An 18,812-nucleotide genomic window follows, 5' to 3' on the forward strand; every position below is an offset into this window, starting at 1 on the left:
AGCGTACAACTCCCACGATTTGGGCTACGGCCTATATACGTATGAGTTCAGCGCACTGACCGCCCCGGCCGCGTTCCCGAGGTGGTAGAGATCGACGGCCAGGAAGTTCGGCTTCTTCCGCGCCGCCGGCTGGCAGAACTGCTGGGCCCTGTTCGCGAGCTTGCCGTTGTCGGTCGTCGCCGTGCCCGAGATCGGAACGTCCCGGAAGTGGTTCATCACGAACAACGGCTGGAAGCTCCCCGTCGCCGTGAGCGGTTTTTCATCCCATCGGCTGTAACAGGACCAGTCGGAGCTGCCCAGGCCGGACCCCATCGACCAGTAGTTCTCGACGGTCCAGTCGCGCTGGTAGAGGACTCCCGAGTCCTCGCGCCCGTCCTTTCCGTGATCGGTGAAGATGATGAGCCGCTTGCCGCTGTTCTGCAGCTGGCTGCGCGTCGGCCACCCGTTCTGCTGCACTCCTTCGGCGCGGTACAGCACGTCGTTCAGGCCCTGCACCTTGCGCAGTTCCGCACGCAACGTGGTCGCGTCGACGTAGTCCTCCAAGAACACCGTGACGATCTCGCCGCGGTTGTTCTTCAGGAAGTCGACCATTCGCTGGAGATCGACGTTGAGCGCCACCGGCTTGCTCACCAGCGTGCAGCTGTTGTGGCAGAGAATCGCGCCGTCCGCGGTCTGGTGGATGTCCAGCATGAACCCGCGCACGCCATCGCTCAGCTGCTGCACGATGCCGCGCGTCTGGTTCTTGGCGAGGTCGACGAACGGCGGCGCGAACCCGCCGTCCACCCCGTTCGCGTAGGCGTTGTGGGCGGTCAGGAACGTCATCTGGTCGAGCCGCGGATCGGCCGGCATCGACTCGGTCTGGCCGGTGACCGGCGTCAGGTACCAGCGCGACTGCCCGCCGAGCGTGAAGAACTCCCATTGATCACCGAACTGAACCGGGCTGTGAACCGTATCCCCTTGTGAACACGAACCCATGGTGAGCTGGCGGGTGATGCACTGACCCGGCGAGTCGGTGTTCTCGAACCTCCCGTCGCTCACCCGCCACTGCTGGTGGTCCTCGTTGCCTTTGGGCCAGTGCAGCTCGACTCCACCGCCGTTCTGGGCGACGTTGAGTCCGGTGCCGACACTGGTGACGTAGTACGTGCCCGACGGAGCCGCGTTCGCGGTGGCGGGCACCTGGAGCAGGGGAAGGAGCAGCAGGGCTGCGATGGCAGGGAAGCGTCGCATGACCTCCAGCGTCATCCATCAGGGTGAAACATGAAACCGCTTCAGGCGTGTGGACGTTTAACACTTCGGGTATCCCACGCACAAGGGGCTGCTCTACCTACCCAGAACAACTCCACGGCAGCCGTCGCCCAACCGAAGGGTTAGGGCCGGTACCTCGGGCGCCGCCTTCACAAGCCGCGCAGGGTTCGACTCCCTCGGTTGCCACTTCTCTCCGGGCCTCGTGCGCCCGTGAGTCTCGCTCCGTCGATCCCGCGGCGGGAAGCGGAGGCGTCGTGGCCGATGGGCCGCGACGCCCGCTTCGTCTCCTACAGCCGCTGGTTCGGTGGACGCAGGCGAACCTCGGTGCTTCCCGCGCCCGGCCGGTCGTTGCCGGCGAACGGGCTGCGCGCCCCGCCGAACGAGCTCCGCACCGCGCTGACGGAGCGGGTGGAGCGTTCGCCGTGGAACGAGGCGACGACGCGCATGTCAGTCCCTGCCTTTCGAGCACCGTGGTCCGATCAAGATCACCATGGCAGACGGGTCTGACAATTTCCGGAAAGCCCAGTTCAGGGCACGAGCAAGGCCGCGTCAGAACGGCGGATCACCTCCCGAGGAGAAGTCGGCGTCCTGACCGGCCTCCCGCGACGACCTCCGTGCCCCGCCCAGCGCCCGCAACCGCTCGCCCACGTACCGCAGCGCCTCCCGCAGCTGCTCCTTGGACGCCTCGGCCCGGCGGTCGATCCCCATCACCCCGTTCAGCTCCCGGTTCACCGAACCGGGATGCCTGCTCGTCGCGCGGGCCAGCACGAACGCCGCCTTGTTGAGCGAGCTCCGCAGCTCACGCGGGCTCGCCGGCGTCACCACCGCGTCCCCTGGCAGCGGACACGGCTGCGACCAGCCTCTCCTGCGCGAACTGCAGCGCGGCCAGCAGCAGGGCCTCGGACGCGGTCCGGCGGGTGCGGACGCCGACCTGGCGGTTCACCTCGAGACTCACGACCCGCTCCGACCGCCACGTCCATCGGGCGAGTTGCGCGACGCGAGCGTTCACCGCGGAGCGAAGAGAGAGGGTGCACGGCAGTCCCAGCCTTTCGATCATGGCTCTCCGAACGAACGTGTGAGACCACGATGACAGACGGGTCTGACAATTCCGGAAGCCCAGGTCAGCGCCTGTTCAGGGCACAAAAGAAGCCCGCCCGGCACGAACACCGGACGGGCTCCGCGAAGCGGACTCAGACGGCGCGGACGGCCTGCGCCTGCGGTCCCTTCTGACCCTGGCCGATCTCGAACTCCACGCGCTGCTTCTCTTCGAGCGACTTGAAGCCGTTGCCCTGGATCTGCGAGTAGTGCACGAACACGTCCGGACCACCGCCGTCCTGCTCGATGAATCCGAAGCCCTTCTCGCCGTTGAACCACTTCACGGTGCCCTGCGCCATACGAATTGCTCCCTAGATGTCGGTCCCCCGCCACAGCGGGGTGCGCGGCGCAGTCTGCCAGCGGACGACCTCTCTCACATCGTGGTTAGCCCGGTGGTGTGAAGAAGTAAGTTGAACCGGGTACCACCGAGAGGAGCAGGCATGACGAACTGGCTGGACGTCGCGCACGACGTGGCGGCGACGCTCAGGTCCGACGCGGCCGACAGGGACCGGGCGAACCAGCCACCCGCCAAAGAGGTGGAACTGCTCCGCCAGAGCGGCCTGCTCGACGTCGACGACTGGGCGGTCCAGCAACGGGTCGGGCGCGTCATCGGTGCCGCCGACGCCAACATCGGCCACCTCCTCGGGTACCACTACCTGCAGATCTGGCGCAGCGGCCTGTTCGACGTCCCGTTCGGCAAGGCCCCAGGCCAGTTCTGGGCCGGCGTCAGCAACCCGCTCGACGCGGCACTCGAACTGACCCCCGCCGAGACCGGCTTCACGCTCAACGGCCGCAAGACCTTCGCCACCGGTGCCGCCGTGGCTGACCGGCTCGTCGTCAGCGCCACCCGCACCGACAACGGCGAGAAGCTCACGTTCCTGCTCGACGGCAAGGCCGGCGGAATCACCTACCTGGACGACTGGGACAACATCGGCCAGCGCCTCACCGCGTCCGGTGGCGTCAGCTTCGAGAACGTCGCGGTCACCGAGATCCTCGGCGTCCAGCCGGCCAACGAGGACCCGCGCCTCAGCCTCGCCGCCATCGGCTTCCAGCTCGTGCTCTCCCAGCTCTACGTCGCTCTTGCCGAGGGGGCCCTCGCGGAAGCGGCCGACTACACGCGCACGAAGACCCGTCCGTGGTTCGTGAGCGGTGTCGAGGCGGCCACCGAAGACCCGTACATCGTCGCCGCGTACGGCGAGATGGTGTCCCAGACCAGGGCCGCCGGGCTGCTCGCGGACGAGGCGGCACGGCAGCTGCACGAGGCCTCCGAGCTCGGCCGCCACCTCACCCCCGCCAAGCGCGGCGAGGTCGCGGTGACGATCTCCGAGGCCAAGGTCGTGAGCACCAAGCTCGTCAACGACGTCACCAGCCGCATCTTCGAGCAGGTCGGCGCACGCGGCACGGCCGCCAAGTACGGCGTGGACCGCTTCTGGCGCAACGCCCGCACGCTCACGCTGCACGACCCGGTCGTCTACAAGGCACGCGAGGTCGGCGAGAACTTCCTGACCGGCGCCCGCCCCGCCCACACCGGGTACAGCTGATGCAGCCGGTCCTCGCCGACTCGGTGCGGCTCACCGACGACGGTGTGCTGATCCTCGACCGCCGCCGGTTCCCGTTCGAACGCGAGTGGGTGCTCTGCCGGACGGCCGAGGACGTCGCGCGGGCCATCGAGGACATGGTCACCCAGTCCTCGGGCCCGTACTTCGCGGTCCTCTACGGCATGGTTCTGAAGGCCCGCACCCTCGAAGCGACATCGTTCGAGACGGCACGCGCGCAGCTCGCGGACACCGCGCGGATGCTGGAGAACACCAGGCGCACCAACAACGCCCTGCGCAAGGCCACCAAGGTCGTCCTCGACCACGTCGACGCGGCGCAGGACGTCTCGCAGGCACTCGAAGGCGCGCTGGAAGGCGACCGCCGGTACCGGGCGAAGAGCCAGGCGCTGGGCGAGCACACGGCGAACCTGTTGCCCGACAACGCGACCGTCATGACCCACTGCTGGGCCGACCTGTACCTGACCGAAACGGTCCGAGCGGCCCAGAAGCAGAACAAGACGCTGCGGTTCTTCTGCACGGAGACCCGTCCTTACCTGCAAGGAGCCCGGCTCACCGCCGAGACGTTGATCGAGATGGGCGTCGACACCACGCTCATCACGGACGGCATGGGCGCGGCCGTTCTGCAGAGCGGGGCGGTCGACGCTTTGGTCACGGCGGCCGATCGCGTCACCATGGACGGGCACGTCGTCAACAAGGTCGGCACACTGGGACTGGCCGTGGCAGCGCACGCGTTCGGCGTGCCGTTCCACGCCCAGGTCCAGGCACCCGACCACGCGGCACCCACGACCGAGCACGTCGAGATCGAGTACCGCGACGGCGCCGAGGTGCTGCAGGTCCTCGGCCGGCCCAGTGCCACGCCGAGGGTGAAAGGGCTGTACCCCGCGTTCGACGTGACGCCGCCGCGGTTCGTGACGGACGTCGTCACCGACCGAGGGGTGTTCCACGCCGCGGAGCTGGACAAGTACTACGAGGGAGAACAGCGGTGAGCAAGTGGGTCGTGCTCGACATCGAGGGCACGCTGAGCGCGACGGACCAGGTGCTGGTCGTGCTCTACGACTACGCGCGCCCGCGGCTCGGGCCGTGGATCGAGCAGCACGGTGACGACCCGGTGGTCGCCGACGCCGTGGCGCAGATCAAGGAGCTGTCCGGCCACGGCGACGTCGTCAAGGCGCTGCACGACTGGATGGACGCCGACCAGAAGGTCACGCCGCTCAAGACGTTGCAGGGCCTCATCTGGCAGCAGGGCTACGCGCAGGGCGACCTGGTGGCGGAGTTCTTCCCGGACGTCGTCCCCGCGATCCGCAAGTGGCACGACGACGGTGTGAAGCTCGCGATCTTCTCGTCCGGCTCCGTCGCCGGCCAGGTCGCGTTCTTCCAGCACACCACGGACGGCGACCTGACCCCGTTGCTGGAGCACCACTTCGACACGGTCAACGCCGGTCCGAAGCGTGAAGCCGCGTCGTACCACAAGATCGCGGAGACGCTCCAGTCCGACGACATCACCTTCTACAGCGACGTCCCCGCCGAGCTGCACGCGGCGCAGGAAGCCGGCTGGAAGACGGTCGGCGTCGCGCGCGCCGGTGAGCCGTACGGCAACGCCGACTTCACGCCCCACCCGACGGTCTGGGAGCTCTCGTGACGGCGGAGCTCGCCCGCGAGTGCGTCCGCTACGCCGGGATGGGCTGGATGCGCGGCACGTCGGGCAACCTTTCGGTGGTCCTGCAACGCGATCCGCTCCGGCTCGCGGTCACGGTCAGCGGCGTCGACAAGGGCGAGATCACCGCCGAGGACAGCGTGGTGATCGACGAGAACGGGCTCGCGGTCGACAGCGACAAGGTCCCGTCCGCCGAGGCAGGTCTGCACGCCAGGATCGCGCGCGTCGCCGGAGCCGGTGCCGTCGTGCACGTCCACGCGCTGGCGCCGGTCGTCGCGGCCGAGCATTGGCCAAGCGGCGTGGTGTTGCAGGACCTGGAGATGCTCAAGGGGTTCGGCCGGTACGACCACGAAGAGGTCGTGATCCCGGTCGTCCGCAACTCGCAGGACATGGCCGAGCTGGGCGACGCCTTCGAGAAGGGCTTCGACCCCGGCGTTCCGGCGTTGATCGTCGCACGGCACGGCGTGTACGTGTGGGGCGACGACCTGATGCAGGCCAGGCACCGGCTGGAATGCCTGGAGTGGTTGCTGCGCTTCAAGGTGGAGACGCGAGACATCTTTACGGGGAGGCACGCATGACGCTGCTGACGGTGTGGCCGGACTCCGGCCCCGACGAGGTCCTCGTCCGCACGACGGACCCGGACGAGATCGCCACCGAGCTCAAGGAGCACGGCGTGCGCTTCCACCGGTGGTCCGTTGTGGACGGTGTGACCGCCGAGAACGCCCTGCAGGCCTACGAGTCCGACATCGCCCGCGTCAGCGAGACGGAGGGTTACTCCTACGTCGACGCGATGGAGATGACCCCGGCCGACACCGACGAGTACCGCGCGAAGGCCGTCGAGTTCCGCAACAAGTTCCTCGCCGAGCACACGCACGACGACGACGAGGACCGCTACTTCGCCCGTGGCGCAGGGGTTTTCTACCTGCACATCGGCGACAAGGTGTACGCGGTGTACTGCACGGCCGGCGACCTGCTGAGCGTGCCGGCGAACACGACCCACTGGTTCGACATGGGCACCGAACCCGACTACGTGTCGGTCCGGTTCTTCCACGACGACGACGGCTGGATCGGCAACTTCACCGGCAGCGACATCGCCACGAAGTTCCCGACCTTCGACGAGCTGCGCGCGGGCATCTGACCGATGATTCTCCCGTGTCGCGCGGGTCTGCACGCCGACACCGACGACACGGGAGAATGACGCGATGCGGACACTGTCCTACGCCATGAACACGAGCCTGGACGGCTACGTCGCCGCGCCGGGCGACGACCTCGGCTGGAGCGTGCCGAGCGACGAGCTGTTCCAGTGGTGGTCCGACCGGGTCGGGGCGACGAGCCTCGCGCTGTACGGGAGCGGCGTGTGGGAGGGGATGAGCTCCCACTGGCCGACCGCCGACCAGCAGCCCGGCGTCACCCCGGCGCACGCCGAGTACGCCCGGCGCTGGCGGGCCATGCCGAAGGTGCTGTTCTCGTCGAAGGACAGGCCGGTCGACTGGAACACCCGCCTGGTCACCGGTGACGCCGTCGCCGAGATCGCCCGGCTCAAGGCCGAGGACGGCGGCCCCATGGACGTCGTCGGCGCCACGCTCGCCGCGTCGGCCATGCGGGCAGGCCTGATCGACGAGTACGTGCTGCTCACCGCTCCCGTCCTGGTGGGCGGCGGCAAGCCGTTCTTCACGGCCCTGGACAACTGGGTGAACCTGACCCTCGTGGAGACCAGGACGTTTTCCGGCGGAATCGTCCTGAGCAGGTACGAGACCAGGCGCTGAGTCGTTGTCGCGCGGGTTCAGAAATGTGAAAAGTTCGCCCTTCTGAACATCGTCCCGGAATTTCCCGCAGCTGTTGATCCCTCCGCCTTCCAGCCCTCAAAGTGGTACAGACCACTTACGGAAGTCGGAGGGATTCACCGTGGAAACCCCTGCACTCCACACGCGACGCTCCGTGCTCGCCCTCGCGTTGACCGCACCACTCGTCGTGGCCCCGGTAGCTCAGGCCCTCGCTCAGCCGCCGTCCGCGCAGTGGGCCCCGGAGTCGTACACCTACACCGTCCAGAAGCCCTACAACCTCGCCCTGAGCAGCCGCTACAAGTTCGAAGGCGGCGTGCACACGATGTGGGTCTACGACTACGACCAGCCCCACACCCAAGGCAGCCCAACGGATCCACGCACCGAGATGCGCTTCAACCAGGAGTACTCCAGCGGCCAGCGCGCCTGGGAGGGCGAGATCTACATCCCCTCCGGCGTGAGCGGCCCGACCGTCGTGCAGATCCTGCGCGGCAGCCGTCCCGACGGCACGCGCGCCACCGACGTCATGCTCAACGTCGCCAACATCAACGGCGGCTCGTTGCGCAAGGACAGCAACCAGGTCATCGCCACCGGCATTTACAACAAATGGTTCAAGGTCCGCGTCGAACATACGGCGGTCGCGGGCGGAACGGGCACCGTGAAGGTCTACTACAACGGCGCCCTGAAACTCACCCACCCCGACGAAGGCCCCGCGACGCGCTATTTCAAGAACGGCGTCTACCACCACGGCAGCGGCCGCGCAGAAGCCCGCTTCCGGAACATCACGTACTGGCGCCAGTAGCTCTAGGGTGAGTCCATGGACTCTCGGGTGGCGGTGGCATCGCTCGGCGGCACGATCACGATGACGGGTTCCGGCGCGGTGTCACCGACCCTGGGCGCGCAAGACCTCGTCCAGGGCCTGGACGTCGGCGAGATCGCCACCCTCGCCACGATCCCCGGCGCCTCCCTGACGTTCACCACCCTGCTGGAGACCTTCGACTGGGCCTCCGAACAGGTCTCGCTCGGCGCAGCCGGTGTCGTGATCATCCAGGGCACCGACACCCTCGAAGAGACCGCCTACTTCTTCGACTGCCTGTGGCCGCACGAGGAACCTCTCGTCGTCACCGGCGCCATGCGCCACCCCGGCCTGGCCGGCCCCGACGGCCCCGCCAACCTCGCCGCCGCCGTCTCCGTGGCCGGCGCCCCGAACTCCCGCGGCCGCGGCGCGCTGCTGGTGCTCAACGACTCCATCCACGCCGCCCGCTGGGTCCGCAAGACGCACAGCAGCCTCCCGAACGCCTTCGAGTCGTTCCCCGGCCCGCTCGGTCTGGTGGTGGAGGGGACACCGCGGTACTTCCACCCGGCCCACCAGCTCCCCGCTCTGCCACGACCCCTCGACGCACCGGCGGTTCCGCTCGTAGAGGCCACTGTGGACGATGACGGCTCACTGCTCGACTGGCTCGACGTCCGCGGGGTGGTGGTCGCCGCGTCCGGGGTCGGGCACGTGTCCGTCGGGATGGCCGAGGCGATCTCGCGGGCCCGCTTCCCGGTGGTGATCGCCAACCGGACCGGCGCCGGGACCACCTTCCGCAACACCTACGGGTTCGTCGGGTCCGAGTCCGACCTGATCGGTCGTGGGGTGGTGATGGCCGGGTGGTTGTGCCCGCGGAAGGCCCGTGTGCTGCTGCGGCTGGCTCTCGGCTCCATGCAACCTATCGGAGACGTTTTCGCAGCTAGGGGCTCTGTTTTTTAGCGGCGTTTTCACCCGAACGAGCCGGTGCATGGGGCGTCCCCAAGGCTTAGCTTCGCAGGAATGACCACGATCGCATCCACCGCGTACAGCCGGGACCTCGGCGACGAGCTGCGCCGGTTGAGGGAGACGTCGACGTCGTTCACCGGCCGGGCGATGGCGGCCCATCTCGGCTGGGACCCGAGCAAGGTGTCGAACATCGAGCACGGCAAGGTGCGGGCCACCGAGGTCGACCTCGTGCAGTGGGTGGCGACGTGTGGCAAGAACCTCGAGTACCTGGAGGAGTTCCGCGATCGCTACCAGCACGCCTTCGACGCGTACTGCGTGCAGCTCCCCGACAACCTGCGCACGCTCGCGATGACCGAGGCGATGGCGCACACGATCACCTCGTACGAGGTCATGGTGCTGCCGGGCCTGCTCCAGACGCCGGAGTACGCCCGAGCCCTGCTCCGGGAGGGCGGGATCGAGGCACCGGAGGACGTCGACGCCTTCGTCGAGGCCCGCGTCGGACGGCAGTCGGTCCTGCAACGGGTGTACCGGCCGGAGTGCCTGTTCTACGTGCACGAGCTCGCGCTGCAGACGCTGGTGGGGGATACGCGGGTGATGAAGGAGCAATACCTGCGGCTGCTCTTCAGGACACACACCCTTCGCATCGTGCCCTCGAAGGTCAGAAGTTCCGTCCCGCAGTCGAAGCTCACGCTGTACGAGTTCGACAAGGCGCGGCCGGTGGTGTTCAGCGAGACCGACATGGCGCAGGTGTTCGCGCAGGACGACCTCGCCGTCAAGCGGGCCAGGAGGATGTTCGAGCGGTTGGATGCGGTGGCCTTGGATCCTGAACAATCTCGGAGCAAGCTGGCGGAGTACGTCAGCGGACTGCGAGAGGACTTCCATGGCCGCCCAACGGATCTGGCGCAAGAGCAGCTACAGCACGGCCAACGGCTCCGGTGACTGCGTCGAGGTGTCGCTCGCCCACAACGCCCTCGTCCGCGACACGAAGAACGCGAGCGGCGACGCACTCGCGTTCTCCACCTCTGCCTGGCGCGCCCTGCTCAACTGGCTCTGACCACCGAGGTGTTCGCGGTCTCCACCGTCACCCGCACCGACTGCGGCGCGAGCGACTGCAGGTACTGAGCGTGGTCCGAGCCGATCGACTCGCTGAACGCGATGAACGCCAGCCGCGGCAGCTCGAAGGCCGTGGTGGCGCAGAACTCCTCCAGGCGGTCGAAGCCGCGCCGGATGCCGGTGGCGTCCAGGCCGAAGACGGCGTGGGAGTCGAGCTTCGACGCGCCGATGTCGAGCAGGTGCAGGGCGTGCATGGCGTGGGTGAACGCCATCGCGCACACCTCGATGCGGGCGCACGTCCGCAGCAGCGTGCGCACCATGGACGGGTGCATCGACTTGCCGGACGTGCGCAGGACGACGTCGATGCCCGCCAGGCGGAACAGGTCGATGATCTCGAACAGGCCGGGCACGTCGAGCGGGTCCCCGCCGCCGAGCGTGACGGTCTCGGGTCGCATGGAGATGAGTGCTCGGGCGATGTGCAGCATTCGGTCGTGGCTGAGCCGCGCGTGTGCGACGTCCCAGGTGATGTCCATCGGGCCCCCTTCGGCGGATACCGCCGATCCAACTCGGGGACCTGTCCCGCCGTCAGGTGACCGCTGTCCCGAACTAGCGGGGACTTCCCAGACCGGCTTCGCGGGCGCGCACTATCGCCTGGGCGCGGTCGGCCACCTGGAGCTTGGCGAAGATCGCGGACACGCGGTTGCGCACGGTCTTGCCCGACAGGCTCAGCCGCAGGGCGATCGACGCGTTGTCGAGGCCGGACGCCATCAGCTCCAGCACGTCGCGTTCGCGGTCGGTGAGCTGCGGGAACACCACGGCCTTGGACGACGAGATCGCGGTGAAGTAGCCCATCATGCGCTGGGCGATGGTGGCGCTGAAGATCGCCTCGCCGGCTCCTATGGCCTGCACGGCGCGCACGATCTCGTCGTCGTCGGTCGTCTTGACCAGGTAGCCGCGGGCGCCGGCCTTCATCGCGGCGAAGACCAGCTCGTCGTCCTCGTGCATGGTCAGCACGAGGACCCCGACCCGCGGCAGCACCTCGAGGATCCGCTTCGCCGCGTCGACACCGCCGAGACCGGGCATGTGCAGGTCCATCACGACGACGTCGGGTTCCGAGTCCAAAGCCACCGACACGGCCGACAGTCCGTCGGCCGCCTCGCCCACGACGGAGAGGCCGTCCTCGCCGTCCAGCAACGCCTTCAGCCCGCGCCGGAACACCGGGTGGTCGTCCGCGATCACGACCCGCGTCACTGTGCCGTCCACTACTGGGCCTCCAACGGGATGCGCGCCACCACCCGAGTGCCGTGTGGTTCCGCGGGTCCCACTGTGCACGATCCACCCAGTTCCGCGCAGCGTTCTCGCATCGAGTCCAACCCGACACCCGGCTTGGAATCGACGGCCACGCCACACCCGTCGTCCACGATCTCGACGACCAGGTCACCGTCGGTGCGCACGGTGATCGCGCACGTCGTGGCGCCGGAATGCCGTGCGGTGTTGGTCAACGCCTCCGCGACGATCCGGTAGGCCGCGACCTCGACGGCGGCGGAGAGCCCGTCGATCTGTTCGGCGTTCACCTCGACCCGTAGCTCGCCGTTGAACCGTGCGGCTTCATCGCGCACGGCCAAAGCCAAGCCCTGGTCGAGGATCGGTGGCCGTAGACCGTCAACGAGCCGACGCACTTCCACGGCCGTGGTGTCGACGTCGCCCAGTACGGGGTCGAGCACGTCACCCAACGATCGGCGCAAAGCCCTGAGCTGCAAGCGAATGCCGACCAACGCCGGTCCGACGCCGTCGTGCAGGTCGCGTCGCAACCGCAGGCGTTCTTCTTCGCGCGCACGCACGAGCCGTTCGCGCGCAAGTTGGAGGTCAGCCGTGAGCTTGATGGACTGCGCGGCCGGAGCAGTAGAACGTGCGAGGTCCACGAGCAGACTCAGCTCACGGTCGCTCAACCGCTCATCAGGCGCCCGAGGCTCGACGACGAGGTCACCGACCGAAGAACCCCTGTACGTCATGGGAAAACGCAGCTGCGGCCATCCACGACTGCGCCCGTGCTCGGCGAGCACCGACCCACCGCGGATCGCCACGTACGGCAGCTTCAACGACTCGGCGACGGTCTGGGCGACCGTCGGCAGCACGTCCTGGGAGCGTTCGAGCTTCTCGCTCAGTGTCGACAAAGCGCTATAGGGATCGGCGCGCTCGCCGTACAACCACCGGTCGAGCCGGCGCTGCACCCACGTGCGGATCGGCGCGAACGCCAACCCCGCCGCCACAACACCGATGACCTCGGCGTCGTTGGTGAACAGCTCACCCGCACCGACCATCACGCCCAAGTACACGAGCAGCAGTACGACCGTGAGCGAGCCGTAGAGCAACGACCGGTGGATGAGCAGGCTGATGTCGTACAGCCCGTACCGCACGATGGCGATCACAGCAGCAGTGGGAAACGCCAGCACACCGATGATCCACGCAACGTGCCCGTCCGTCGTCTCCACGACAGTCGCCACGACGGCCAACGCCAGCAACGCGAACGCCCACACGAGCAGACGGCGTTCGTCGCCCTCAGCGCGTCGCCACCGCAGGAACAACGACACGACAGCCGCGATCACGGCGACCCCGGCCGACAGCACGGCGATCAACGTCAGCGTCTTGGCGAGCCCGCCACCACTGGACTGCCAGTAGTCGGCCGGATCAGCCCACGACGCCCATGCGATCCCCACGGCTCCGAGGACAGCGCTGAACAACGACGCACCGATAGCGACCCACCAGCGGCTGCTCAACGGCTTGCCGTTGGGGAAGACGAGTGCCACGGCGGGCAACAAAGCGTAGGTGGGCCACCAGACCCACGCCTCGATCCACCGGGCGGGGTTGTCCTCCGGCTGGCCGGCGACCGCGACGGCGATGCCGCCGAACAGGCCCATGACCAGCAGCAGCCACCCGACGGCCGACCTGCGGACGTGACCGATCACCCGCACCCCGAGCAGGGTGCAGGCGAACGCGACCAGCCAGTTCCGCGGATGCGAGACCACGCCGGTGGCCGCGGTGTGCACGACGGCGAAGAGCACACACGCGGCCACCAGCGCACCCACGACACGGGCGAGGACGACCTCGGGCCGCGTCAGTCGCTGAGCCAGTGCCACAGGTTGTGGAACGGCGAACCGTCGTCGAGGGTGGAGATGCCGCCCGGCCAGCCCTGGAACGTCATGATGCGCTGACGCAGCTGGTCGACGGACACCGGTTCGGCTGCCTTGTGGACGTGGTCGAAATCGACGTCCCCAGGCTGCGGGTTCATCGCCCGCGCCTGAAGCTCCGCGTACCAGGCGAGGAGCTCTTCGTCGGACATGTGCGAAAAGTACGGCGGTACCACTTTCTGCCCGGACTTCGACATGCCCGAAAAGAGTCGTGGGCACTCGTCTGGATACACGAGTGCCCACGAACGTCCGAGAACTTTCTCGGATCAGGTCACGGCAGGACCTGGATCTTGCGACCCTTACCGGCCTTGAACTGGTCCAACGCCCCTGCGTAGTCGTCCAGGGGCACCCTGTCGCTGATGAAGATCTCGGGGTCCAGCACTCCGGTCGCGAAGAGGTCCGCCGCCCGTTCGAACGAGTGCAGCACCGCCATCGAGCCGGTGATGGTGATCTCCTGGTTGTAGATCTTGTACGGCTCGATGGTCACGCGAGCCGAGTAGTCCGAGACGCCGAACTGGAGGAACGTGCCGCCCTTCGCGACCCGGTTCAGCCCGTCCTGGATGGCCTTCTCGTTGCCGGTGGCGTCGATGACGACGTCCCAGCCCTGCGGCCGGTCGAGCTCGTCCGGCGTCGCCGCCACGGCCGTGACGCCGAGCTGCTTCGCCGTCTCCAGCCGCTCCGGGTTCAGGTCGACGACCTCGATCGACGACGCGCCGGTGAGCTTGCCGAGCTGCAGCATCATCAGGCCCATCGTGCCCGAGCCGTAGATCAGCACTCGCGACGCCATCTGCGACCGCAGCACGTCGTAGCCGCGCACCGCGCACGACAGCGGCTCGATGAGCGCCGCGTCCTCGGTCCGCACGTGGTCCGGCAGCTTCACGCAGTTGGCCACGGGGGCCTTCGCGAACTCCGCCGCGCCGCCGGACGTCGTGACGCCGATGGCGGCCCAGCGCTCGCACAGGTTGTTCTTGCCGGACCGGCACATCCGGCACTCGTAGCAGTAGAGCGACGGGTCGACGGCCACGCGGTCGCCGACCGCGACCTCGTTCACCTGCGAGCCGATCTCGACGACCGTGCCGGCGAACTCGTGACCGGGAACGACCGGCAGGGTGGGCGCGAACTCGCCCTGCAGGATGTGGAGGTCCGTGCCGCACAGACCGCAGGCCGCCACCTTCACGACCACTTCGCGGGGACCGCACGTGGGGTCGTCCACAGTGGTCACTTCGACGGAACCGACGCCGGTGATCACTGCTGCTTTCACTTGACTGCTCCCAACGAGAGGCCCTGGACGAGCTTGTCCTGGGCGGCGAACCCGGCGATCAGCACCGGCAGAGACACCACGACCGCCGCGGCGCAGACCTTGGCCAGGAAGAGGCCCTGCGACGTGACGAACCCGGTCAGGTACACGGGCGCGGTGCCGGCGACGACACCGGTGAGCACCCGTGCGAAGAGCAGCTCGTTCCAGCTGAAGATGAAGCAGATCAACGCCGTCGCCGCGATGCCGGGCATCGCGATCGGCGCCACCACCCTGCGCAGGATCGTGAGCAGACCCGCGCCGTCGATCGACGCCGCCTCGAGGATCTCCTTGGGGACCTCGGACAGGAACGACCGCATGAGCCACACCGCGATCGGCAGGTTCATCGAGCAGTACAGCAGCGTGAGGAACGAGATGTTGTCGAGCATCCCGGCGAACTGCGCGATCAGGTAGATCGGCAGCAGCGCCGCGACGACCGGCATCATCTTGGTGGAGAGGAAGAAGAACAGGACGTCCGTCCACTTCTCCACCGGCTTGATCGACAACGCGTACGCGGCCGGGATCGCCAGCAGCAGCACGATGATCGTCGACCCGATCGAGGCGCTGAACGAGTTGATCAGCGGAGGCCACGCGCCCGCGTCGAAGAACTCCGCGTAGCCGTCGAGCGTCAGCGGCGCGGTGAGCGACGGCGGGTTCGTCGCCGCGTCCGACTCGCTGTGCAGCGACGTCAGGACCATCCACGCCACCGGCGCGAAGAACACGAGACCGGCGAGCCAGGCGAGCACACCCCAGGCGTGCTTGACCCATTGGGTGCTCATCGCTTCTCCTCCTTGAACAGCGAGGACACCGTGCGCAACGCGAACGTGGCGATGACCATCGAGCCCGCCACCACGATCACGCCGGCCGCGGACGCCTCGCCGTACTCGTGCGCCTGGTAGAAGGTCTGGTAGATCATGTACGGCAGGTTCGCCGTGCCCAGGCCACCGGACGTGATCGTGAAGACCGCGTCGAAGTTCTGCACGATGTAGATCGAGCCGAGCAGGCCGCCGAGCTCCAGGTACTGGCGCAGGTGCGGGAACGTCAGGTACCGGAAGATCTGGAACGGCGACGCGCCGTCGATCGTCGCCGCCTCGACGGGTTCGATCGGCTTCGACTGCAACCCCGCCAGCAGGATCAGCATCATGAACGGCGTCCACTGCCACACCAGCGACAGCACCACGGCGCTCATCGGCATGTTGCTGATCCAGTCCGGCTGGGCGTCGAAGCCCAGCCAGTTCAGGATGCCGTTGAACAGGCCGTACTCCGGGTTGTAGAGCACGTGCTTCCAGATCAGCGCCGCCGCGACCGGGACCACGAGGAACGGCGCGATCAGCAGCGTGCGCACGAACCCGCGCCCCGCGAACTTCTTGTCGAGCAGCAACGCGAGCCCCAGCCCGAGCACCAGGCTGATGATCACGACCGAGGCCGTGAGCACGATCGTGTTGACGACCGAGGAGCGCAGGTCGGGGTCGGTGAACACGTTCACGTAGTTGTCGATCCCGGCGAACCCGCGGTTGGTCGGGTCCAGCGAGTTCCACTTCATGAACGAGATGACGAGCGTCGCGACGAACGGCAGCTGCGTCACGATGATCAGGAAGATCAACGCGGGCAGGAGCGGCGCCCGCGTCGACCACTTCTTGTACTGCTTGCGGGGGACGGGGGGCGGGCGGTCCACTGCCGCCCGCTCCCGCTCTATGACAGCCATGTCCAGGCTCCCGTCACTGGCCCTTGTACTTCGCGGCGACCTTCTCTGCGAGTCCCTGGCCGTTGTTCAGCGCGTCGTCGACCGTCACAGCGCCGGCGATGGCGGAGCTGATCTGCTGCGACACCTGGGTGCCCAGGTCGGTGAACTCGGGGATGCCGACGAACTGGATGCCGGGGGCCGGACGCTCCTGCACACCGGGGTTGAGCGGCTTCGCGCCCTTGATCGCGGCCTCGGCCATCGCGGAGAACGAGCCGGACGACTGCTTGTACTCGGCGCGCTGGTAGGTCGACGAACGCTTGCCGTCCGGCACCTTCGACCAGCCGAGGTTCTTGCCGACGAGCTCCTCGTAGCCCTTGCCCGACGCCCACGAGACGAACTTCCAGGCGTTCTCCTGCTTCTTGGAGGCCTTCTGGATGCCGAACGCCCACGTGTAGAGCCAGCCGGAGCTGTCGGTCTTCACGACCGGCGCCTGGGTGAAGCCGAGCTTGCCCTTGACCGGGGAGTCGCTGGCCTCGAGCAGGCCGGCGGCGACAGTCGCGTCGTACCACATCGCGACCTTGCCCTGCGTCATGTTGTTCAGGCACTCGGCGAACCCGGCCTGCGGAGCGCCCGCCTCGCCGTAGTTGCGGACGAGGTCGACGTAGAACTTGGTGGCCTCCTTGAACTCCGGCGCGTTGACCTGCGCCTGCCAGTCCTTGGTGAACCACGTGCCGCCGAAGGTGTTGACGACCGTCGTGAGCGGCGCCATGACCTGGCCCCAGCCCGGCTGGCCGCGCAGGCAGATGCCGCGGACCTCGGGCGTCGCGACCTTCTGAGCGGCCTCGGCGACCTGCTGCCAGGTCGGCTTCTCGGGCAGCGTGACGCCCTTGGCCTCGAAGATGTCCTTGCGGTACATGAGGAACGACGACTCGCCGTAGAACGGCTGCGCGTACACCTTGCCGTCGGCGGCGGTCAGCGACTGCTTGATCGGCTCCAGGATGTCGGCCTGGTCGAACCCGCTGTCCTTGGACACGAAGTCGTCCATCGGCGCGAGCCAGCCGTTCTTGGCGTACATGGGCGTCTCGTAGTTGGAGATCGTCGCCACGTCGTACTGCCCGGCCTGGCTGGAGAAGTCCTGGCTGATCTTGTCGCGGACGTCGTTCTCCGGCAGCACGGTGAAGTTCACCTTGATGCCCGTGTCCTTGGTGAAGTTGTCCGCGGTGAGCTTCTGCAGGTCCTGCATCTGCGGGTTGTTCACCATCAGCACGTTCACCGAGTTCTCACCACCACCCCCGCCGCCGGCGCCCGAACAAGCGGATGCGAGCAGCAACACGGCGGTGGCGGCCCCGAATGCGCGGAGAGGTGTGCGAATCGACGACATCGTCGGTTCCTTTCAAGGGTTTTCGGGCGCGGTGAAGTGGGGGATCGTGCCCGAAGGGGAGGGATCTCAGGCTCTGATGACCTTGGGGCCCAGAAGGGTGTAGCGGTGAGCCTCATGGGCAGTGAGGCCGCTGTCGGTGACTACCGCCTCCAGATCGGAGACCTCGGCGAACCGGTGGAAGCTGGACACGCCGAACTTCGTGTGCGTGCCGACGAAGATCTTTCGCCGGGACGCGCTGAGCGCCCTGGACTTCACCGCGCCGACCGCCGGGTCGGGTGTGGTGAGCCCGTGCTCGCGGGAGATGCCGTTGGCACCGATGTAGGCGAGGTCGATCACCATCTCGCCCAGCATCCTCGTGGTCCAGTGGTCCACCGTGGCCAGCGTGTGTCCGCGGACCCGGCCGCCCAGCAGCAGGACGGTGCACGACGGGTGCTCGGACATCGCCGCCGCGGTCGGCAGCGACGCGGTGATGATCGTGAGCGGGTTGGTCGTGGGCAACGCCTCCGCGACGAGCTGCGGGGTGTAGCCCTCGTCGATGAACACGGTCTCGGCGTCGTCGAGCCGTTCGGCGGCGGCCTTGGCGATCCGCCGCTTCTCCGGCACGTGCGACCCGGCCCGGAACCTCAGACCGGTCTCGAAGCCGGCGCTCTCGACCGGGATCGCGCCGCCGTGCGTGCGGCGGACCAGGCCGTGCTCGTCGAGGACGCGCAGGTCGCGCCTGACCGTTTCGGGCGCGACGCGCAGTTCCTGCGCCATCTCCACCACGTCGACGCGGCCGTCGGCGCGGGCCCTGGCCAGGATGCGGCGTTTGCGTTCTTCGGCTCGCATGTCACCTGCCCACTCGGCTCTCGGGTTGCCCGTTCGGGCCGTGCATAGATGAAACACCTTGGAAACAATGTGGTCGGCACCACAACCAGCTGGAATCCTGCCCGATTTTCGCCCGCTTCGCAGTGCGTGACGGGTCGTTCACGCAGGTCGCCCGGACCGGGCATGCCCGATTTGCGCCGTCCCGGTGCCCGGATGGCCGCCAGACCGGTGCTGAATTCGGTGGAACGGGCGAATTGAGACGTACACCCGCGGGAACAGGCGGGCACGAAAAAGCTCTTGGGGGCGGCTGCGGCC

Annotated in this window: 24 protein-coding genes; 10 read left to right on the top strand and 14 right to left on the bottom strand. The window is 67.8% G+C overall.

Annotation, left to right across the window (positions count from 1 at the left end; all coding sequences use genetic code 11):
- Window positions 1-24: 24 nt before the first annotated feature.
- From ACFWV3_RS05290 to ACFWV3_RS05310, 5 genes are all read right to left on the bottom strand, one after another.
- Window positions 25-1,227: a PI-PLC domain-containing protein gene (locus ACFWV3_RS05290; RefSeq protein ID WP_382408502.1), complete on the bottom strand. Its 1,203-nt coding sequence runs from the start codon at window positions 1,225-1,227 to the stop codon at window positions 25-27.
- Between the two features lie 305 nt (window positions 1,228-1,532).
- A complete protein-coding gene (locus tag ACFWV3_RS05295; RefSeq protein WP_382408504.1) occupies window positions 1,533-1,691 on the bottom strand; it encodes a hypothetical protein in 159 nt (52 codons plus the stop codon).
- A gap of 103 nt (window positions 1,692-1,794) precedes the next feature.
- Window positions 1,795-2,067, bottom strand: a complete 273-nt coding sequence (locus ACFWV3_RS05300; protein ID WP_382408506.1) for a hypothetical protein — start codon at window positions 2,065-2,067, stop codon at window positions 1,795-1,797.
- Window positions 2,045-2,200 carry a hypothetical protein gene (locus tag ACFWV3_RS05305; protein ID WP_382408508.1) on the bottom strand — a complete coding sequence of 52 codons (156 nt, stop codon included), beginning with the start codon at window positions 2,198-2,200 and terminating at the stop codon, window positions 2,045-2,047. Before ACFWV3_RS05305 ends, ACFWV3_RS05300 begins: the two co-directional genes overlap by 23 nt.
- Before the next feature lie 235 nt (window positions 2,201-2,435).
- Window positions 2,436-2,639 (bottom strand): cold-shock protein, encoded by a 204-nt coding sequence (locus tag ACFWV3_RS05310; protein ID WP_330855385.1) that lies wholly within the window; start codon window positions 2,637-2,639, stop codon window positions 2,436-2,438.
- Window positions 2,640-2,780: 141 nt separating this feature from the next.
- Between ACFWV3_RS05310 and ACFWV3_RS05315 the strand changes: the two genes are divergently transcribed.
- The 10 genes from ACFWV3_RS05315 to ACFWV3_RS05360 all read left to right on the top strand — a co-directional run bounded on the left by ACFWV3_RS05315 (window position 2,781) and on the right by ACFWV3_RS05360 (window position 10,144).
- The gene (locus ACFWV3_RS05315) at window positions 2,781-3,881 is read left to right on the top strand and encodes an acyl-CoA dehydrogenase family protein (protein WP_382408511.1); all 1,101 of its coding nucleotides are present in this window, start codon (window positions 2,781-2,783) and stop codon (window positions 3,879-3,881) included.
- A complete protein-coding gene (locus tag ACFWV3_RS05320) occupies window positions 3,881-4,882 on the top strand; it encodes a s-methyl-5-thioribose-1-phosphate isomerase (protein ID WP_382408513.1) in 1,002 nt (333 codons plus the stop codon). Before ACFWV3_RS05315 ends, ACFWV3_RS05320 begins: the two co-directional genes overlap by 1 nt.
- Window positions 4,879-5,535, top strand: a complete 657-nt coding sequence (mtnC, locus tag ACFWV3_RS05325; RefSeq protein WP_382408515.1) for an acireductone synthase — start codon at window positions 4,879-4,881, stop codon at window positions 5,533-5,535. Before ACFWV3_RS05320 ends, mtnC begins: the two co-directional genes overlap by 4 nt.
- Window positions 5,532-6,128: a methylthioribulose 1-phosphate dehydratase gene (gene mtnB, locus ACFWV3_RS05330; RefSeq protein WP_382408517.1), complete on the top strand. Its 597-nt coding sequence runs from the start codon at window positions 5,532-5,534 to the stop codon at window positions 6,126-6,128. Before mtnC ends, mtnB begins: the two co-directional genes overlap by 4 nt.
- On the top strand, window positions 6,125-6,688 hold the full coding sequence (locus ACFWV3_RS05335; protein ID WP_382408519.1) for an acireductone dioxygenase: 564 nt from the start codon (window positions 6,125-6,127) through the stop codon (window positions 6,686-6,688). Before mtnB ends, ACFWV3_RS05335 begins: the two co-directional genes overlap by 4 nt.
- A 64-nt stretch (window positions 6,689-6,752) precedes the next feature.
- Window positions 6,753-7,316, top strand: a complete 564-nt coding sequence (locus ACFWV3_RS05340; protein WP_382408521.1) for a dihydrofolate reductase family protein — start codon at window positions 6,753-6,755, stop codon at window positions 7,314-7,316.
- Between the two features lie 139 nt (window positions 7,317-7,455).
- A complete protein-coding gene (locus ACFWV3_RS05345) occupies window positions 7,456-8,133 on the top strand; it encodes a polysaccharide lyase family 7 protein (RefSeq protein WP_382408523.1) in 678 nt (225 codons plus the stop codon).
- A 15-nt stretch (window positions 8,134-8,148) separates the two neighbouring features.
- Complete coding sequence (locus tag ACFWV3_RS05350; RefSeq protein WP_382408525.1) at window positions 8,149-9,084, top strand: asparaginase; 936 nt, start codon at window positions 8,149-8,151, stop codon at window positions 9,082-9,084.
- A gap of 60 nt (window positions 9,085-9,144) precedes the next feature.
- The gene (locus ACFWV3_RS05355; protein ID WP_382408527.1) at window positions 9,145-10,029 is read left to right on the top strand and encodes a helix-turn-helix domain-containing protein; all 885 of its coding nucleotides are present in this window, start codon (window positions 9,145-9,147) and stop codon (window positions 10,027-10,029) included.
- Window positions 9,971-10,144: a DUF397 domain-containing protein gene (locus tag ACFWV3_RS05360; protein WP_382408529.1), complete on the top strand. Its 174-nt coding sequence runs from the start codon at window positions 9,971-9,973 to the stop codon at window positions 10,142-10,144. Before ACFWV3_RS05355 ends, ACFWV3_RS05360 begins: the two co-directional genes overlap by 59 nt.
- Here the strand turns inward: ACFWV3_RS05360 and ACFWV3_RS05365 are convergent.
- The 9 genes from ACFWV3_RS05365 to ACFWV3_RS05405 form a co-directional block, all read right to left on the bottom strand.
- Window positions 10,131-10,676 carry a hypothetical protein gene (locus ACFWV3_RS05365; protein ID WP_382408531.1) on the bottom strand — a complete coding sequence of 182 codons (546 nt, stop codon included), beginning with the start codon at window positions 10,674-10,676 and terminating at the stop codon, window positions 10,131-10,133. The genes ACFWV3_RS05360 and ACFWV3_RS05365 overlap by 14 nt on opposite strands.
- Window positions 10,677-10,749: 73 nt before the next feature.
- Window positions 10,750-11,406 carry a response regulator gene (locus ACFWV3_RS05370; protein WP_382408533.1) on the bottom strand — a complete coding sequence of 219 codons (657 nt, stop codon included), beginning with the start codon at window positions 11,404-11,406 and terminating at the stop codon, window positions 10,750-10,752.
- On the bottom strand, window positions 11,406-13,280 hold the full coding sequence (locus ACFWV3_RS05375) for a sensor histidine kinase (protein ID WP_382408535.1): 1,875 nt from the start codon (window positions 13,278-13,280) through the stop codon (window positions 11,406-11,408). Before ACFWV3_RS05375 ends, ACFWV3_RS05370 begins: the two co-directional genes overlap by 1 nt.
- Complete coding sequence (locus ACFWV3_RS05380) at window positions 13,259-13,483, bottom strand: hypothetical protein (RefSeq protein ID WP_382408537.1); 225 nt, start codon at window positions 13,481-13,483, stop codon at window positions 13,259-13,261. The genes ACFWV3_RS05375 and ACFWV3_RS05380 overlap by 22 nt, the downstream gene beginning before the upstream one ends.
- Window positions 13,484-13,602: 119 nt before the next feature.
- A complete protein-coding gene (locus tag ACFWV3_RS05385) occupies window positions 13,603-14,592 on the bottom strand; it encodes a zinc-dependent alcohol dehydrogenase family protein (RefSeq protein ID WP_382408539.1) in 990 nt (329 codons plus the stop codon).
- Window positions 14,589-15,404, bottom strand: coding sequence for a carbohydrate ABC transporter permease (locus ACFWV3_RS05390; protein WP_382408541.1), 816 nt, complete (start codon window positions 15,402-15,404; stop codon window positions 14,589-14,591). Before ACFWV3_RS05390 ends, ACFWV3_RS05385 begins: the two co-directional genes overlap by 4 nt.
- Window positions 15,401-16,330 (bottom strand): carbohydrate ABC transporter permease, encoded by a 930-nt coding sequence (locus ACFWV3_RS05395; protein ID WP_382408543.1) that lies wholly within the window; start codon window positions 16,328-16,330, stop codon window positions 15,401-15,403. Before ACFWV3_RS05395 ends, ACFWV3_RS05390 begins: the two co-directional genes overlap by 4 nt.
- Before the next feature lie 13 nt (window positions 16,331-16,343).
- On the bottom strand, window positions 16,344-17,582 hold the full coding sequence (locus ACFWV3_RS05400) for an ABC transporter substrate-binding protein (protein WP_382408545.1): 1,239 nt from the start codon (window positions 17,580-17,582) through the stop codon (window positions 16,344-16,346).
- A 174-nt stretch (window positions 17,583-17,756) separates the two neighbouring features.
- Window positions 17,757-18,518, bottom strand: a complete 762-nt coding sequence (locus ACFWV3_RS05405; RefSeq protein WP_382408547.1) for a DeoR/GlpR family DNA-binding transcription regulator — start codon at window positions 18,516-18,518, stop codon at window positions 17,757-17,759.
- Window positions 18,519-18,812 lie beyond the last annotated feature (294 nt).

Origin of the sequence: Lentzea sp. NPDC059081 (assembly GCF_042738015.1) — a bacterium.
GTDB lineage: Bacteria > Actinomycetota > Actinomycetes > Mycobacteriales > Pseudonocardiaceae > Lentzea.

What these genes read in the sequence shown, in the direction of transcription:
- ACFWV3_RS05290 (WP_382408502.1), bottom strand. Translation starts at nt 1,227, where the DNA reads ATGCGACGCTTCCCTGCCATCGCAGCCCTGCTGCTCCTTCCCCTGCTC.
- ACFWV3_RS05295 (WP_382408504.1), bottom strand. Translation starts at nt 1,691, where the DNA reads ATGCGCGTCGTCGCCTCGTTCCACGGCGAACGCTCCACCCGCTCCGTC.
- ACFWV3_RS05310 (WP_330855385.1), bottom strand. Translation starts at nt 2,639, where the DNA reads ATGGCGCAGGGCACCGTGAAGTGGTTCAACGGCGAGAAGGGCTTCGGA.
- ACFWV3_RS05315 (WP_382408511.1), top strand. Translation starts at nt 2,781, where the DNA reads ATGACGAACTGGCTGGACGTCGCGCACGACGTGGCGGCGACGCTCAGG.
- ACFWV3_RS05320 (WP_382408513.1), top strand. Translation starts at nt 3,881, where the DNA reads ATGCAGCCGGTCCTCGCCGACTCGGTGCGGCTCACCGACGACGGTGTG.
- ACFWV3_RS05335 (WP_382408519.1), top strand. Translation starts at nt 6,125, where the DNA reads ATGACGCTGCTGACGGTGTGGCCGGACTCCGGCCCCGACGAGGTCCTC.
- ACFWV3_RS05340 (WP_382408521.1), top strand. Translation starts at nt 6,753, where the DNA reads ATGCGGACACTGTCCTACGCCATGAACACGAGCCTGGACGGCTACGTC.
- ACFWV3_RS05350 (WP_382408525.1), top strand. Translation starts at nt 8,149, where the DNA reads ATGGACTCTCGGGTGGCGGTGGCATCGCTCGGCGGCACGATCACGATG.
- ACFWV3_RS05355 (WP_382408527.1), top strand. Translation starts at nt 9,145, where the DNA reads ATGACCACGATCGCATCCACCGCGTACAGCCGGGACCTCGGCGACGAG.
- ACFWV3_RS05360 (WP_382408529.1), top strand. Translation starts at nt 9,971, where the DNA reads ATGGCCGCCCAACGGATCTGGCGCAAGAGCAGCTACAGCACGGCCAAC.
- ACFWV3_RS05365 (WP_382408531.1), bottom strand. Translation starts at nt 10,676, where the DNA reads ATGGACATCACCTGGGACGTCGCACACGCGCGGCTCAGCCACGACCGA.
- ACFWV3_RS05380 (WP_382408537.1), bottom strand. Translation starts at nt 13,483, where the DNA reads ATGTCCGACGAAGAGCTCCTCGCCTGGTACGCGGAGCTTCAGGCGCGG.
- ACFWV3_RS05390 (WP_382408541.1), bottom strand. Translation starts at nt 15,404, where the DNA reads ATGAGCACCCAATGGGTCAAGCACGCCTGGGGTGTGCTCGCCTGGCTC.
- ACFWV3_RS05395 (WP_382408543.1), bottom strand. Translation starts at nt 16,330, where the DNA reads ATGGCTGTCATAGAGCGGGAGCGGGCGGCAGTGGACCGCCCGCCCCCC.
- ACFWV3_RS05405 (WP_382408547.1), bottom strand. Translation starts at nt 18,518, where the DNA reads ATGCGAGCCGAAGAACGCAAACGCCGCATCCTGGCCAGGGCCCGCGCC.